Source organism: Streptomyces sp. NPDC001315 (genome assembly GCF_042896175.1).
Classification (GTDB): domain Bacteria; phylum Actinomycetota; class Actinomycetes; order Streptomycetales; family Streptomycetaceae; genus Streptomyces.
Genome location: NZ_JBIAWZ010000023.1, coordinates 29544 through 43384 on the forward strand (window position 1 = coordinate 29544; position 13841 = coordinate 43384).

Consider the following 13841-nt stretch of genomic DNA (forward strand, 5'->3'; position numbering starts at 1 on the left):
TATCGGGACACGGCTCCCGGGCGTCCACGGCACCGGGAGCCGCGTAGGAGGATGAGGGCACACCCCGTCCCCCGTACGGAATGTGCCGACGAGAGCTCGTTTCAGGCGGTCCGGCGACGCAGCAGCCGGAAGGCGACGAACGCCGTCACCGCGGCGAAGGCGAGCACGACCCCGGATTCCATGAGCTGGAGGGGCCAGAAGTGGGAGTAGGGGTGGACGTCGGCGTAGTAGCCCGTGGCGTGGAGCTGTTCGAGCTTCGTGGCACAGCCGGGGGCGTCCTTGTAGTCGGGGATGAAGCAGCTGGAGTCGCCGGCGACGTGCGTGCCGCCCGAGGTGACGATGCCCCGCTCGACGGTCTCGGCCCGGGAGGTGCCGGGGATCGACTCGCTTCTGAGGCCGGCGACGCGCGTCACGGTCGGCCACAGGCGGACACGCAGGGCCTCGGCGATGCTCCAGACGCCGAAGGAGGCCGCGCCGGTCACGCCCAGCGCGGGCAGTGCACGGCCCAGCCGCAGGGCCGCGACGGCACCGAAGGCGAGGGCGAACAGGGCGACGGCGACCGGGACCGGACCGCTCGCGGTGTAGGTGAGGACGTCGGTCCACGGCTTGATGGTGTCGATCCGGCCCTGCCCCGCGGACCACGCCCGGTGGTACAGCAGAGCGAGCGGCGTCAGGCCTACGACGATCAGCGCGGCCGGCCAGGCCAGCTTCACGGCCAGCCAGCGGGCCGGGGAGACGGACTGGGTCCAGGCGAGCTGCGCCGTGCCGTCCTCCACCTCCCGCCCGAACAGGGCACCGCCCGCCCAGGCGGCGACGGCGAGCGGCGCGAGGGCCACGACGAAGGCGGCGTACAGGGCGACCGACTTGTAGGTGGTGACGGCGTTCTGGTCGTACGAGCAGGCCGGCTGCGGACAGGCGTTGTACTGGCGCCAGGCCTCGGCCGAGGCGTCGGTGAGCGGGCCGCCCAGCCACAGCGTCAGGGCGGCGCCGCCGACGACCACGAGCGCCCAGACGAGCAGCGCGGGCCGGTGCAGGCGCAGGACCAGCCAGGTCGGTCCGGACAGGCGGGGCGAGCGGGCCGGGGCGGCCGGTACGGAGAGGGTGCTCATGCGGCGGCCACTTTCTTGTGCAGGACGCGGAGGGACACGGCGACGACGAGCGCGGTGAGGGCCAGGACGACGCCGGTCTCCAGGAGCTGGCGGGGCCAGTACTCGGGGGACGGCAGGTAGGTGCGGTGCGCGCCGCCGCGCACGGCGAGCTCCGGGAAGGAGGTGAAGAGCGCGAGGTGCTGGAAGGGCCACAGGTGGTCGTGCAGCGACGTGATCACGTACTGGACGGCGACGGCGACCGCCAGTGCGGGCAGCGCCCGCCCGACGAGCAGTCCGGCGAGTGCGCCGACGGCCAGACCGAGCAGCGGGTAGGCGACGGTGGCCGGGCCGATCCGGAAGTAGAGCTCCTGCGGGGCGTGACCGGCGTACAGGAGCCCGTTGTGAGCGGTCCACAGCAGCCGGTAGAGCACCACGAGCAGTCCCGTGCCGGCGGCGATCGCGACGGCGGGCACGGCCAGCTTCACGGCCAGCCAGCGGGCCGGGGAGACGGACTGGGTCCAGGCGAGCGGCGCGGTCCCGGACTCCAGCTCGCGGCCGACCAGCGCGCTCGCCGCGAACAGCGGGACGGCGAAGGTGGCCACGCGGATGAAGCCGGCCGGGCGGTAGAACAGGAGGTCGTACGCGTTCTTCGCCGAGCTCCAGCCGTTCGGCACGTAGTACCCGTACCGGTCGAACTCCTGCTGGGCGGCCGTCGCGCCCGGCCCGTACAGCCACAGCAGCAGGCCCGCCGTGACCACGACGAAGGCGAGCCAGGTCCACAACGCGGCGCGGTGCAGGCGGAGCACGGTCCAGACGAGGCCGCGGGGTCGCACGAGGGTGCGGCGCGGGGAGCGCGAGGCCGTCGGGGACACGGAGAGAGCCGTCGCGCTCATGCCTTGACCGTCGACATGCGCGAGGTCGTGCCCGGGGTGAGCAGGGCCGGGGCGCCGGGGGAGCGGAGGTGGGCGAGGAGCAGCGCCTCCAGGGACGGCTCCGCGGTCGCCCAGCCGTCGCCGACCGGGCCTTCGCGGCGGATCAGAGCGGTGACGCCGCGGCCGGTGGCGCGGGACTCGACCACCGTGTGGGGAGCGAGGTCGGCGGGGGTGCCGCGCCCGGTCACCAGGGTGTGGGCGGCGAGCAGGTCGTCGATGCCGCCGCCGAGCCGGATGCGGCCGTTGCCCAGGAGCAGCAGGTGGTCGCAGGCATCGGCGAGTTCGGCGACGATGTGCGACGAGACGAGGACGGTGGTGCCGCGCTCGGCGGCGTCCGCCATCAGCGTGCCCATCAGCTCGTGGCGGGCCAGCGGGTCGAGGTCGGCCATCGGCTCGTCGAGCAGCAGCAGCTCGGGCCGCTTGCCGAGCGCGAGGGCGAGCGCGACCCGGGTGCGCTGGCCGCCGGAGAGCCGGCGGATCCGCTTGCCGGGATCGAGGGAGCCCTGCTCGACGATCGCGGCGGCGTGGGCGCCGTCCCAGCGGCCCGGGTTGAGCTCGGCGCCCATGCGCAGGGTCTCGGCGATGGTGAGCTGGGGGTGCAGGGGCTTGTCCTGGGCGAGGTAGGCGACCCGGTCGCGGTGCTCGCCCGGGGTCCCGCCGAGGACGGTGAGGGCGCCGGAGGTGGGGCGCAGCAGGCCGGCCGCCATCGCCAGCAGGGTCGACTTCCCGGACCCGTTCGGGCCGACCAGGGCGCTGATCCGGCCGGCCGGGAGCCGGAAGGAGCAGTCGTCGAGGGCGGCGGCGCCCCGCCTGCCGTAGCGCTTGCCGAGTCCGGACGCCTCCAGGGCGACGGCCGGGGTGGTGCGGGTGGAACTCACTGGTCCCCCTTCGGGAAATGTGCGTCCAGTACGGAGCCGAACAGCGCGTCCACGTCCTCGCGGTCGAGGCCCGCTTCCCTGGCCCGCTGCGCCCATGCGTCGAGTTCGCTGCGCAGGGGCGTGTCGGCCGGGTGGGCGCCGAGGGTGCGGCGGACGAAGGTGCCGAGGCCGCGGCGGGCCTCGACCAGGCCCTCGCGCTCCAGCTCGCGGTAGGCCTTCAGGACGGTGTTCGGGTTGATGGCGGTGGCCTCCACGACCTCGCGGGCCGTGGGGAGCTTGTCGCCGGGCTCGATGAGGCCCAGCCGGAGGGCCTGTTTGGTCTGCTGGACGATCTGCAGATAGGTGGCGACGCCGGAGCGCCGGTCGATGCGGTACTCGACCACCCGTACAACCACCCTTTCACTAATTGAGTAGTGAAAGGGTGGTGGAAGATGATCCGGAAAGTCAAGCCGGAAAAAGAAGCCGGAAAGTCAGGGGCGATCGAGTGAACCGATCGGCAGGGCTCGTCCGATGAGGAGACGTGAGCGAAACGAGAAGCGACGGGGAGCTGCTGCGGGCCATCGCGGCGGACGGGGACCGGCGCGCCTTCGAAGAGCTGTACCGGCGGTTCGCGCCGTGGCTGAGCGCACGGCTGCGCGGCCGGTGCGCCGACGCCGGGATCGTCGACGACGTCGTACAGGAGACGTTTCTCGCGGTGTGGCGGGGGACCGCCCGCTACCGCGAGGAGGGAGACGTGGCCGGCTGGCTGTGGCGTATCGGGTCGCGGCGGCTGGTCGACGCGCTGCGCGGTGACGGGGCGCGGGGGCGGCTGCGGCAGACGCTGGCGCGGCTGCGGCACCGGGACGAGGCCTCGGCGGAGGAACGCGTGCTCGCGGGGGTGGAGCACGGGGACCTCGCCGGGGCCCTCACCCGGCTCTCGCCCGAACTGCGGGCCGTCCTCCAGGCGACGGTCATCGACGGGCTCACCACCCGGGAGGCGGCCGTGCTGCTCGGCATCCCGCCCGGCACGGTCAAGACGCGGGCACTGCGCGCCCGCAAGCAACTGCGGGAGGCGCTGGCATGAGTACGACCTGGCATGTGCCCGAGGACGACCTCCGGGCTTACGTACAGGGTGAGTTGGCGGCGCCGCGGCTGTGGTCCGCCGACACGCACCTGGCGGCCTGCGCCGACTGCCGCGCCCTGCTCGCGCGGGTCGGTGATCCCGTCGCGCTGGACGCCGGCTGGGAGCGGCTCGACGCCGAACTCGACGCGCCCAGGCCGGGGTTCGTCGAGTCGCTGCTCGTACGGACCGGCGTCGCCGACCACACGGCCCGGCTGCTCACCGCCACACCCGTGCTGCGCCGCTCCTGGCTCGCTTCGGTCGTGCTCCTGCTGGTCATGACCGTGGGGGCCGTCTACACGGCCGACTCGCCCACGATGTTCCTCGTCCTCGCACCACTGCTGCCGCTCGCCGGGGTCGCGCTGTCGTTCGGGCCCGCGCTGGACCCGACGTACGAGATGGCCGTCGTCGCACCGCTGCACGGGTTCCGGCTGCTGCTGACGCGCACGGTCGCCGTGCTGGCCGTCGGCCTCGCGCTCAACGGCCTGGCGACGCTCGCCCTCCCGTCGTACGGGCTGGCGGCGCTGGCCTGGCTGCTGCCCGCACTCGCGCTGACCGCGGCCGGACTCGCGCTGACGGCTCGACTGGGCCCGGTCCTCGCGCCCGCCCTGGTCGGCGGAGCGTGGACCGCGCTGCTCCTGGTGGCGGAGGCCTCCCGGCACGGCAGCGGGACGCTCGCGCCCTTCACCGCGGCCGGGCAGGGCGTCGCGGCCGGGGTCGCCGCGCTGGCCGCCGGGCTGCTGTACACGGCCCGCGACCGGTTCGACTCGTCGTCGACGCGGGTGCTGTTCGGGGGCTCCTCGGGCGGGGGTGCGCTGTGACGGAGTCCCTTCCGGCGATGACGCCCGGCGCGCGGCGCCGCAAGCGGCTCGTACTGCTGCTCAAGGCGGCTGCCCTGGCGGCCGGGGCGGTCGCCCTGTGGACCGCCGAACTCCTCCGCCTGCTCCTGACCGGCCCGGCGCCCCGCACCGGTCGGACGTCCGACAGCTCCGACACTGACAGCGGGGGCGACGGGTGAGCCTGACGGCAGCCCCTTTCTCCGACCACTCCGACTTGATCCGCCTCTTCCACAGGAGCGCCCTATGACTCCCACCGTCTCCGCCGCGGGGCTGGCCCTTCGCTACGGCGGCACCGCGGCCCTCGACGACGTCTCGCTGCGGCTCACCGAAGGGGTGACCGGGCTGCTCGGGCCCAACGGGGCCGGAAAGACCACCCTGCTGCGGGTGCTCGCCACCGCCGTCCCCGCCGACCGGGGCGCCTTCACCGTCCTCGGGCACGACCCGGGCACCGCGGCCGGGCGGCAGCACGTCCGCCGCGCCCTGGGATACCTGCCGCAGACCCCCGGGTTCCACCCGGACTTCACCCCCTTCGAGTTCGTCGACTACGTCGCGATCCTCAAGGAACTGACGGACCGCGGCGCCCGGCACCGCGAGGTGCGGCGGGTGCTCGACGCCGTCGACCTGTCGGACGTACGCGGCAAGCGCATCAAGCGGCTGTCCGGCGGAATGCGGCAGCGCGTCGCACTCGCCGCCGCCCTCGTCGGCGACCCCGGTTTCCTCGTCCTCGACGAGCCGACCGTCGGCCTGGACCCCGAACAGCGCATGAGGTTCCGGGAGCTGATCGCCCAGGCCGGCGAGGGCCGGACCGTCCTGCTGTCCACCCATCAGACCGAGGACGTGGCGATGCTCTGCCACCGCGTGATCGTCATGGCCCGCGGTCGCGTCCGCTTCGAGGGCACCCCCGCCGAGCTCACCGCGCAGGCGGCGGGCCGGGTGTGGAGCAGCGCCGAGCGGGACCCGGGGGCTCGGGCGGGATGGCGTACGGGCCTGGGCACCTTCCGTAACGTCGGCGACCCGCCCGAAGGCGCCGATCTCCTCGAACCGTCCCTGGAGGACGGCTACTTGCTCACCCTCGACGGCGAGCCGGCGGAGGTGGCCGCATGAGCGCCACCGCGGTCATGGAAACGGCCCCCACGGCCGTCGAGCCCGCCCCCGCCCCGAGGCGCGCGGCGGCCGTCCTCGCCCTCGCCCGCTTCGAGGCCCGCGAACTCCTCCAGTACATACCGGTGTTCGCCCTCCTCCTCCTGTACGTCGGATACACCGGCTGGCAGCTGTTCTCGGGCCGCGAGGGCATGGACGCCTACCCGGCCCTCCAGGACGTCGACCGCGGTACGCAGAGCATGCCGCCGCTCCTCGGCATCGCGCTGCTCGTCTGCGTCAACCGGGCCGCGCTGCGCTCCCGCCGCAACGGCACCGACCGGCACGACGGCGTCCTGCCCATGGAGCCCTGGCGGCGCACGGTCGCGCACGCCCTGTCCGTCGTGCCGTACGCCGTGGTCACCGCGCTCGTCGTCGCGGTCGAGTTCACCGGGGCGGCGCTGAAGCCGGGCGCGGCCGGCCACGGCTCGTTCTTCGAACTGGCCGTGGGCCCGCTCATCGTGCTCCTGTTCGGCGTCGTCGGCGTCCTGCTCGCCCGGGTGATCCCGTCCTCCTTCGCCGCCTCCCTCTTCGTCGTCGGCGCCTACGTCCTGTTCACCCTCGTGTCGGAAAGCACTGGCAGCGCACACTGGCTGCGCTGGCTGTCGCCGACCGTCACCGAGACCGGCGCCGACCCCCTCCCGTCCGACCTGATCGGCCGCCCGGCCGCCTGGCACGCGCTGTACCTGGCGGGGCTGATCGCCCTCCTGCTCTGCGGCGCGGTGCTGCTGAGCGGTGGACGCACGCGGCTGGTCAGGACCGCGGCCGTCGTCGCCCTCGCCGTCACGGCCGCGGGTGCCGTCGGTCAGGCCCCCGGCGACTCGGCCGCACTGACGGCCGCCCGAGCCGAGGCGTCCACCCACCCCGAGCGGCTCCAGTCGTGCGTCGCGCACGGCACCTCGACGTACTGCGCCTTCCCCGAGTGGACCGGCCGCACCACCGACTGGGCCGCCGCGGTCGACCGGGTGCAGAAGCTCGCGGGCGGCGCCGCCGGAAGCGCGCGGCTGACCGTACGGCAGCGCGTCGAGGCCCGCTACGGCCCGGCGGACGACGCCGCGATCGACCCGCTCACCGAGCCCGGCCAGGTCACCGTCGGCACCGCCTGGGGCGGCAACCGGATCCCCGAGTTCGAGGTCGGCGTCGCCTCGGTGCTGGTGGCGGGCGACGAGAAGTCCGGCGGTGAGGTGTGCGACGCCCGCGCCGTGACGATCATGTGGCTGGCGCTGGGCGCGGAGTCCGAACCGATGACCGCGTTCCGCAACGTCCGCCTCGACGACAGCGTCACGGGCTCCGCGCTCGCGCTGACACCCACGAACGGCGTCTTCATGAGCACCGGACAGACCGACGTCGTACGGCAGTTGCTCCAGCAGCCCCGCTACGGCGTCACCGCCAAGGTGAAGGCCCACTGGACGGAGCTGACCTCACCGAAGACGTCGCTCACACGGGTGGCGGAACTGCTGGACGTGAAGGCGCCGGCGAAGGGGGCGGAGACCGGTGACGAGTGCGGGGAGTAGGAATGAACTGAAGGAGTACGCCGTGATGCGCGCCCTGCTCCGCCCCGTCTGGCGCACACTGCCCTGGACGGCCCTCACCGCGACCGGCGGTTTCGGGCTGCTGCTCGTCGGCCTCCCGCGTCTGCTGTCCGACGCGCCCGACCCGTGGCTGTGCCTCAGCCTGCTGCGGGCCGCCGCGCTCTGCCTCGGCCTGGGCCTGGCGTTCCTGCTGGACGACCCGGCCCGGCACACCACCGCGTCGGTGCCGGTAGGCCGGCCGGTGCGCAGCGGACTGCGGCTGGCCCTGGCCGCCCCGGTCGCCGCGCTGTGGTGGACGGTCGCGCTGCTGCTCGTACCGAGGGAGGCGCGGCCCCCGGTGGGCGCCGTCACCCTGGAGGCGGCCGCCTGTGCCGCGCTCGCCCTGGCCGCCGCCGCGACCGTCGTCCGGTTCTCGGACGAGGCCCGGCCGGGCACCGCCGTCGCGACCGGCCTGCTGGCCGGCGCACTGACCGTGCCGACGCTGCTGCTCCCTGCGCGATGGACGCTGTTGGCGGCGGTGGGCGACAAGCGGTGGGAGGACGCGCACGAGCGATGGGCGGGGCTGTTGGTGCTCGCGGGGGTGGTGGTGATGGTGTGCATGCCGGAGCCGCTGCGGCGGGGGCACGGCTTTCGCCGAGGCGGGCGCCTGCTTTTCGGCGCGGCTCGGTAGAGAACTCAGCCCGTCCGGCGACTGAGGACGAGGCCGTTCAGGCCGACAGCGGGGGCCCGGGGGCGGCAGCCCCCGGCGACGCCCGCACCGGCGCCGGGTGCCGATGAACGCCGCTCACGTCTCCGTGCGGTACATCAGATCCGTCTCGTGCGTGAGGAACCCCAGCCGCTCGTAGACGGACACCGCTGCCTTGTTGTCGGCGTCGACGTACAGCATCACCGTAGGCAACGCCTGCGCCGCGAGATGCCGCAGGCCGATCGTCGTGAGGGCCTTGCCGAGGCCGCCGCCCTGCGCGCCGGGGGCGACACCGAGGACATAGACCTCGCCGAGCCGCTCCTCGGCGTGGACCTTGGTCCAGTGGAAGCCGACGATCCGGTCCCCGCGGAGGGCGAGGAAGAAGCCGGCGGGGTCGAACCACGGCTCGGACTTGCGGTCGTCGAGGTCGCGCTGGGTGAGGGAGCCCTGTTCGGGGTGGTGGGCGAAGGCGGCGGAGTTCACGGCGAGCCAGGCCGCGTCGTCGGTGCCGGGCTCGAAGGTGCGGACGCTCACGCCCTCGGGGAGGACCGGGTCGGGCAGGTCGAGGTCCGTCAACGAGCGCCGCATCTGGCGCAGTTCGCGGAAGAGGGTGAGCCCGAGGACCTGGGCCAGGTGCCGTGCGGCGGAGTGGCCGCCGTGCGCCCATACCCGCAGCCGCTTCCCCGAAGCGGCGAGCAGCGCCGAGCCCAGCGCCCGCCCGTGCCCGTGCCCGCGGTGCGAGGGGTGTACGACCATCTCGGCGGCCGGCGCCTCCACCGGGTCGGTGTCCTCCAGCTGCGCGTAGCCGACCAGTTCGTCGCCCACGGACAGCAGCAGATGGGACACGCCCTCGCGGGCGCCGCCGCGCAGTTGCAGCCGTCCCTGTTCGGACACCGCCTGCTGGCCGTCGTTCCGGGCGGCCTCCGCGAGGAGTGCGAGCACGGCGTCGGTCTGCTCCGGGGAGAGCGCGGAGAGGGTCTCGATGGATCGGGAGCCGGGGAACCGCTCGGTGTCGTCGCTGGTCATGCGTATGAGGGTAAAGGGAGTGCGCGGCAAAGTGGCGGCAGGGGAGAGGCCAAAGGAGAAGGCTGAGGAGACGGCAAAGGAGAGGGCAAAGGGAAACCAGGATGTAACCATGAACCCCCTGTCGTGCTACGCGCGTTGACCCTAGGCTGCGCCGGACGGGGCCACATCCTCAGCAGACCCACGGGGCCACGACGGCCCGGTGGACGCACATCAGCCACAGGGGGGCGTATGCCAGCCACACCTCAGTCGTACCCCAGCCGCAGACGCCGTACGTACCGGCTTCTGGCGGCCGCCGCCGGTCTCGCCACCGCCGGAGCACTGGCCGCCGCGCTCCCGGCGGACGCGCACGAGTCGGGCGAGCCCGGCCAGGCGAAGCCGAGCCGTTACCAGGACGTCCAGCTGCTGTCCTTCAACGACCTGCACGGCAACCTCGAACCGCCGTCGGGTTCCTCCGGCCGCGTCACCGAGACGCAGGCCGACGGCACGACGAAGACGATCGACGCGGGTGGCGTGGAGTACCTCGCGACGCACCTGCGCGAGGCCCGCAAGGGCAACGCCTACTCGATCACCGCGGCCGGCGGCGACATGGTCGGCGCCTCCCCGCTGATCTCGGGCCTCTTCCACGACGAGCCCACCATCGAGGCGCTGAACAAGCTCGACCTGGACGTCACGTCCGTCGGCAACCACGAGTTCGACGAGGGCGCCACGGAACTGGCCCGCCTCCAGAACGGTGGCTGCCACCCGACGGCCGGCTGCTACACGGACGACAAGTTCGAGGGCGCCGACTTCCCCTACCTCGCGGCGAACGTCCTCGACGAGAAGACCGGCAAGCCGATCCTCAAGCCGTACACGGTGTGGAAGAAGAACGGCGTCAAGATCGGCTTCATCGGCGTGACCCTGGAGAACACCCCGGGTGTCGTCTCCGCCGACGGCGTCAAGGGCCTCGAGTTCAAGGACGAGGTCGAGACGATCAACAAGTACGCCAAGGTGCTGGAGAAGCAGGGCGTGAAGTCGATCGTCGCGCTGATCCACGAGGGCGGACTGCCGGCCTCGGGCTCGTACAACTACAACTGTGACTCGCCGGGTGCGGGTGACGGTATCTCCGGCCCGATCGTCGACATCGCCAAGAACATCACGCCGAAGGTGGACGCGCTGGTCACCGGCCACACCCACGCGGCGTACGTGTGCACGATCCCCGACCCGGCGGGCAAGCCGCGCATGGTCACCTCGGCCGCGTCCTTCGGCCGCCTGTACACGGACACCACGCTGACGTACGACCGCTTCACCGGCGACATCGCCCGTACGTCCGTCAAGTCCGCGAACCACGTGGTCACCCGGGACGTCGCCAAGGCGGCCGACATGACCGAGCTGATCAGCAAGTGGAACACCCTGGCCGCCCCCGTCGGCAACCGTGCGATCGGCTACATCTCCGCCGACGTCCCCAGCACCGGCACCGAGTCCCCGATGGGCGACCTGATCGCGGACGCGCAGCTGGCGTACGGCAAGGAGCTTGACCCGGAGACCGACCTGGCGCTGATGAACCCGGGCGGTGTCCGCGCGGGTCTGACGTACGCGGCCAAGGGCACCGAGGGCGACGGCGTGGTGACGTACGCCGAGGGATTCACGGTGCAGCCGTTCGCCAACACCGTGAACCTCCAGGACTTCACGGGCGCCCAGCTGATCCAGGTCCTCAAGGAGCAGGTGAGCGGCACGAACGCCGCCTCGCCGAAGATCCTGCAGCCCTCGTCGGGCCTGACGTACACGCTGGACCTGACGAAGACGGGCGCCGACCGTGTCGTGACCGACTCCATCAAGCTGAACGGTGCGGCCATCGACCCGGCGGCCACCTACCGCGTCGCGACGAACAGCTTCCTCGCGGGCGGCGGCGACGGCTTCACCACGCTGGGCCAGGGCACGGGCGACCTCGTCGGCACCGATGACCTGACGGCGCTGGCGCAGTACCTGACGGCCAACTCTTCGGCCACGAGCCCGATCGCGCCGCCGGTGGCGAACCGGATCGCGATCGTGCAGTAAGCACCGGCCTTCGGCTGAGTGAGAGGCCCGGGACGTACGCGCGGCGTACGTCCCGGGCCCTTTTGCTGCCCGTAATAAATTCTGTGTGAATACGGGTTCGGTTCCAGGCGTCTCCTGAAAATGGCTTCAGACGCATTTCATCGAGGTCTCAGCGGAATTGGCGATTTGCGGCTTCCCGGTGTCGTAATGTTTTCCGTGTCGAGAGCGAACGATGCGAAAGCGAAGAACGCGAACGGCAGGCAGAGGGAAACGGCAACAGTAGGAGACAGTCATGAGCTTCCACTAGATCGCCCTGGTGAAGAAGGCCCACAAGGGCTGATGTCAGGCTTACCAAGATTTAACACAAGCAAATCAAAGAGAATTGCAGCAGATCGATAGAGGGACTGTTGCAGAACCGCAGTAGAGAGGAAAACTCCCATGAGCTTCCACAAGATCGCCCCGGTGAAGAAGGCCCACAAGCCCGCCGCCCCGGCCCCGAAGCCCGCGGCCAAGAAGCCGGCCCCGAAGCGCCGCCCGGTCGCGCACAAGGCCTGAGGCACGCCCCGAGGCGGGGTCACCGGTCAGTCGAGCACGCTCGTTCAACCGATGACCCCGCCTCAGCCATGCCCCCACACCACGCAGAGGGAGTCGTCGACATGAGGGAAGCCCGCGAGGCCTTCCGCCGCTTCTGGCCGCTGACCCGCGGTGACCGCGGGTGGATGCTGGTGATCGTGGGGTGCGTGGTGGTGTCCGCGCTCGCCGAGACCGCCTCCATCCTGTTGTTCGCCCAGCTCACCGACAACGCCCTGAAGGCCGGCTCGCTCTCCGCCTTCTGGGGTCCGGCCGGAGCCTGGCTGGGCGTGGCCGCGCTCGGCGCGCTGGTCGGCTACCTCGGCAACTCGCTCGCCACCTGGACGGCGGAGAGATTCGTCCTGCGCCTGCGCGCGAGCGTCTTCCGCCACGTCCAGGACCTGCCACCGCACTTCTTCCAGAAGCACCGTCAGGGCGACCTGGTGGAGCGCCTGACCGGAGACGTGGAGGCCATCGAACAGCTGGTCGTCTCCGGGGTGGTCGGCACGATCTCGGCCGCCTTCTCAGCGGTCTTCTACGCGGTGGCCGCGCTGTGGCTCCGCTGGGACCTGGCCCTGGCCACCTTCGTCCTGGCCCCCCTCTTCCTCCTCGCCGCCCGCCGCTTCTCCGGCCGCATCAAGCAGGCGTCCCAGGACGAGCGGGTCGCCGACGGCGCGATCACCTCGGTCGTCGAGGAGTCGCTCGGCAACATCGTCCTGACCCAGGCCTACAACCGCCGTCGTGACGAGGAGCGGCGTCTGGACCGCGAGGCCCGCGCCTGGATGCGGGCCGGCGTGCGGGGGGCACGGCTGAGCGAGATGTACGAACAGTTCGTGGAGGTCGTCGAGACCCTCTGCGTCCTCGCGGTGATCGGCCTGGGCGTCTGGGAGATCTCCGCCGACCGGATGACCCTGGGTGCCCTGCTCGCCTTCGCGGCCTTCGTCGGCTACCTCTACCCGCCGATCCGCAATCTCGGCCAGCTCGGCCTCACCGTCACCGCGGCCACCGCGGGCGCCGACCGCATCGGCGAGATCCTCGACGCCGAACCCGCGGTCAGCGACCCCATCGACCCGCTGCCCGCCTGGCCCGTCCGAGGCTGGGTCAGCTTCCACGACGTCTCCTTCACCTACCCGGGCGCCCCCCGCCCCTCCCTCGGCGACGTGACGTTCACGGCGGGCCCGGGCGAGCTGATCCTGGTCACCGGCGCGAGCGGGGCGGGCAAGTCAACCCTGTCCAAGCTCCTCACCCGCTTCTACGACCCCTCCTCGGGCGTGATCTGCCTGGACGGAGCCCCGCTGACGGACGTACCCCTGGAGTTCCTGCGGGAGAACGTGGCACTGCTTCCCCAGGAGACCCTCATCCTCAACGGCACGATCCGCGAGAACATCGAGTGCGGCCGACCGGGCGCGACGGACACGGAGATCGAACGAGCCGCCCGCTCCGCCGCGGCCCACGACTTCGTCGCCACCCTCCCCGACGGCTACGACACCCACATCGCCCCCGGCACGGCGGCCCTCTCCGGCGGCCAGCTCCAGCGCATCGCCATCGCCCGCGCGATGCTCCGCGCCGCCCCGGTCCTCGTCCTGGACGAGCCGACCACCGGACTCGACTCGGTCGCCGCCCGCCAGGTGATCCAGCCCCTGCGCCGCCTGATGTCCGGCCGCACCACCATCATGATCACCCACGACCTTAGCCTGGCCCCGGACGCCGACCGGATCCTCGTGGTGGACGAGGGCCACCTCGTGGAGAGCGGCACCCACGACGAACTGATCGCCCGCGGCGGAACCTACGCGAGGCTGGCGGCACCCTGGCCCGGGAACCCGGGGACGGGGCAGGCGGCGGACGACACATTGGTCCTGCGGACGTGAGCGAGAGCATCGGACGGGCCTGCGCCGAGAATGCCGAGCCGCCATCGGGACATGCGTCTTTGCCGCCCGTACTCCCGCTCGAAGCCATTCATGCTCACGCTCACACCCCGTCAGGGCCCGGCAGTGTGACACTTTTCCTGAACTTGTAGACCGAAGTCCGTGCCGTAGGCCAGG

13 protein-coding genes are annotated in these 13841 nt (G+C 72.3%); 8 read left to right on the plus strand and 5 right to left on the minus strand.

The window, feature by feature from the left end:
- Nucleotides 1–101: 101 nt before the first annotated feature.
- From ACFY16_RS36415 to ACFY16_RS36430, 4 genes are read right to left on the minus strand one after another with little or no spacing between them, the layout of a single operon-like run.
- Complete coding sequence (locus ACFY16_RS36415) at nt 102–1109, minus strand: ABC transporter permease (protein ID WP_390651497.1); 1008 nt, start codon at nt 1107–1109, stop codon at nt 102–104.
- Nucleotides 1106–1981, minus strand: a complete 876-nt coding sequence (locus tag ACFY16_RS36420) for a hypothetical protein (RefSeq protein WP_390651498.1) — start codon at nt 1979–1981, stop codon at nt 1106–1108. Before ACFY16_RS36420 ends, ACFY16_RS36415 begins: the two co-directional genes overlap by 4 nt.
- Complete coding sequence (locus ACFY16_RS36425; RefSeq protein ID WP_390651499.1) at nt 1978–2898, minus strand: ABC transporter ATP-binding protein; 921 nt, start codon at nt 2896–2898, stop codon at nt 1978–1980. The genes ACFY16_RS36420 and ACFY16_RS36425 overlap by 4 nt, the downstream gene beginning before the upstream one ends.
- Entirely contained in the window at nt 2895–3281 is a 387-nt protein-coding gene (locus ACFY16_RS36430; protein ID WP_351145249.1) for a GntR family transcriptional regulator, read from the minus strand. Before ACFY16_RS36430 ends, ACFY16_RS36425 begins: the two co-directional genes overlap by 4 nt.
- Nucleotides 3282–3418: 137 nt before the next feature.
- Here ACFY16_RS36430 and ACFY16_RS36435 point away from each other — a divergent pair, with 137 nt between their 5' ends.
- The 6 genes from ACFY16_RS36435 (at nt 3419) to ACFY16_RS36460 (ending at nt 8175) form a co-directional block, all read left to right on the plus strand.
- On the plus strand, nt 3419–3961 hold the full coding sequence (locus tag ACFY16_RS36435; protein ID WP_390651500.1) for an RNA polymerase sigma factor: 543 nt from the start codon (nt 3419–3421) through the stop codon (nt 3959–3961).
- Nucleotides 3958–4818 (plus strand): zf-HC2 domain-containing protein, encoded by an 861-nt coding sequence (locus ACFY16_RS36440; RefSeq protein ID WP_390651501.1) that lies wholly within the window; start codon nt 3958–3960, stop codon nt 4816–4818. Before ACFY16_RS36435 ends, ACFY16_RS36440 begins: the two co-directional genes overlap by 4 nt.
- Complete coding sequence (locus ACFY16_RS36445; RefSeq protein ID WP_390651502.1) at nt 4815–5015, plus strand: hypothetical protein; 201 nt, start codon at nt 4815–4817, stop codon at nt 5013–5015. The genes ACFY16_RS36440 and ACFY16_RS36445 overlap by 4 nt, the downstream gene beginning before the upstream one ends.
- A 64-nt stretch (nt 5016–5079) precedes the next feature.
- Nucleotides 5080–5940, plus strand: a complete 861-nt coding sequence (locus ACFY16_RS36450; RefSeq protein WP_390651503.1) for an ABC transporter ATP-binding protein — start codon at nt 5080–5082, stop codon at nt 5938–5940.
- Nucleotides 5937–7487, plus strand: a complete 1551-nt coding sequence (locus tag ACFY16_RS36455) for an ABC transporter permease (protein WP_390651504.1) — start codon at nt 5937–5939, stop codon at nt 7485–7487. Before ACFY16_RS36450 ends, ACFY16_RS36455 begins: the two co-directional genes overlap by 4 nt.
- 25 nt (nt 7488–7512) lie before the next feature.
- Nucleotides 7513–8175, plus strand: coding sequence for an ABC transporter (locus ACFY16_RS36460; protein WP_390651505.1), 663 nt, complete (start codon nt 7513–7515; stop codon nt 8173–8175).
- A gap of 114 nt (nt 8176–8289) precedes the next feature.
- Here ACFY16_RS36460 and mshD read toward each other — a convergent pair whose 3' ends face one another.
- Nucleotides 8290–9216, minus strand: coding sequence for a mycothiol synthase (gene mshD, locus ACFY16_RS36465; protein WP_390651506.1), 927 nt, complete (start codon nt 9214–9216; stop codon nt 8290–8292).
- A gap of 228 nt (nt 9217–9444) precedes the next feature.
- On the opposite strand from mshD, the gene ACFY16_RS36470 reads away from it, so the two are divergent.
- Nucleotides 9445–11250 carry a bifunctional metallophosphatase/5'-nucleotidase gene (locus tag ACFY16_RS36470; RefSeq protein WP_390651507.1) on the plus strand — a complete coding sequence of 602 codons (1806 nt, stop codon included), beginning with the start codon at nt 9445–9447 and terminating at the stop codon, nt 11248–11250.
- Between the two features lie 635 nt (nt 11251–11885).
- Nucleotides 11886–13667, plus strand: a complete 1782-nt coding sequence (locus tag ACFY16_RS36475; protein WP_390651508.1) for an ABC transporter ATP-binding protein — start codon at nt 11886–11888, stop codon at nt 13665–13667.
- The last annotated feature ends 174 nt before the right edge of the window (nt 13668–13841 follow it).

What these genes read in the sequence shown, in the direction of transcription:
- ACFY16_RS36475 (WP_390651508.1), top strand. Translation starts at nt 11,886, where the DNA reads ATGAGGGAAGCCCGCGAGGCCTTCCGCCGCTTCTGGCCGCTGACCCGC.
- ACFY16_RS36455 (WP_390651504.1), top strand. Translation starts at nt 5,937, where the DNA reads ATGAGCGCCACCGCGGTCATGGAAACGGCCCCCACGGCCGTCGAGCCC.
- ACFY16_RS36460 (WP_390651505.1), top strand. Translation starts at nt 7,513, where the DNA reads ATGCGCGCCCTGCTCCGCCCCGTCTGGCGCACACTGCCCTGGACGGCC.
- mshD (WP_390651506.1), bottom strand. Translation starts at nt 9,216, where the DNA reads ATGACCAGCGACGACACCGAGCGGTTCCCCGGCTCCCGATCCATCGAG.
- ACFY16_RS36470 (WP_390651507.1), top strand. Translation starts at nt 9,445, where the DNA reads ATGCCAGCCACACCTCAGTCGTACCCCAGCCGCAGACGCCGTACGTAC.
- ACFY16_RS36415 (WP_390651497.1), bottom strand. Translation starts at nt 1,109, where the DNA reads ATGAGCACCCTCTCCGTACCGGCCGCCCCGGCCCGCTCGCCCCGCCTG.
- ACFY16_RS36440 (WP_390651501.1), top strand. Translation starts at nt 3,958, where the DNA reads ATGAGTACGACCTGGCATGTGCCCGAGGACGACCTCCGGGCTTACGTA.
- ACFY16_RS36450 (WP_390651503.1), top strand. Translation starts at nt 5,080, where the DNA reads ATGACTCCCACCGTCTCCGCCGCGGGGCTGGCCCTTCGCTACGGCGGC.
- ACFY16_RS36420 (WP_390651498.1), bottom strand. Translation starts at nt 1,981, where the DNA reads ATGAGCGCGACGGCTCTCTCCGTGTCCCCGACGGCCTCGCGCTCCCCG.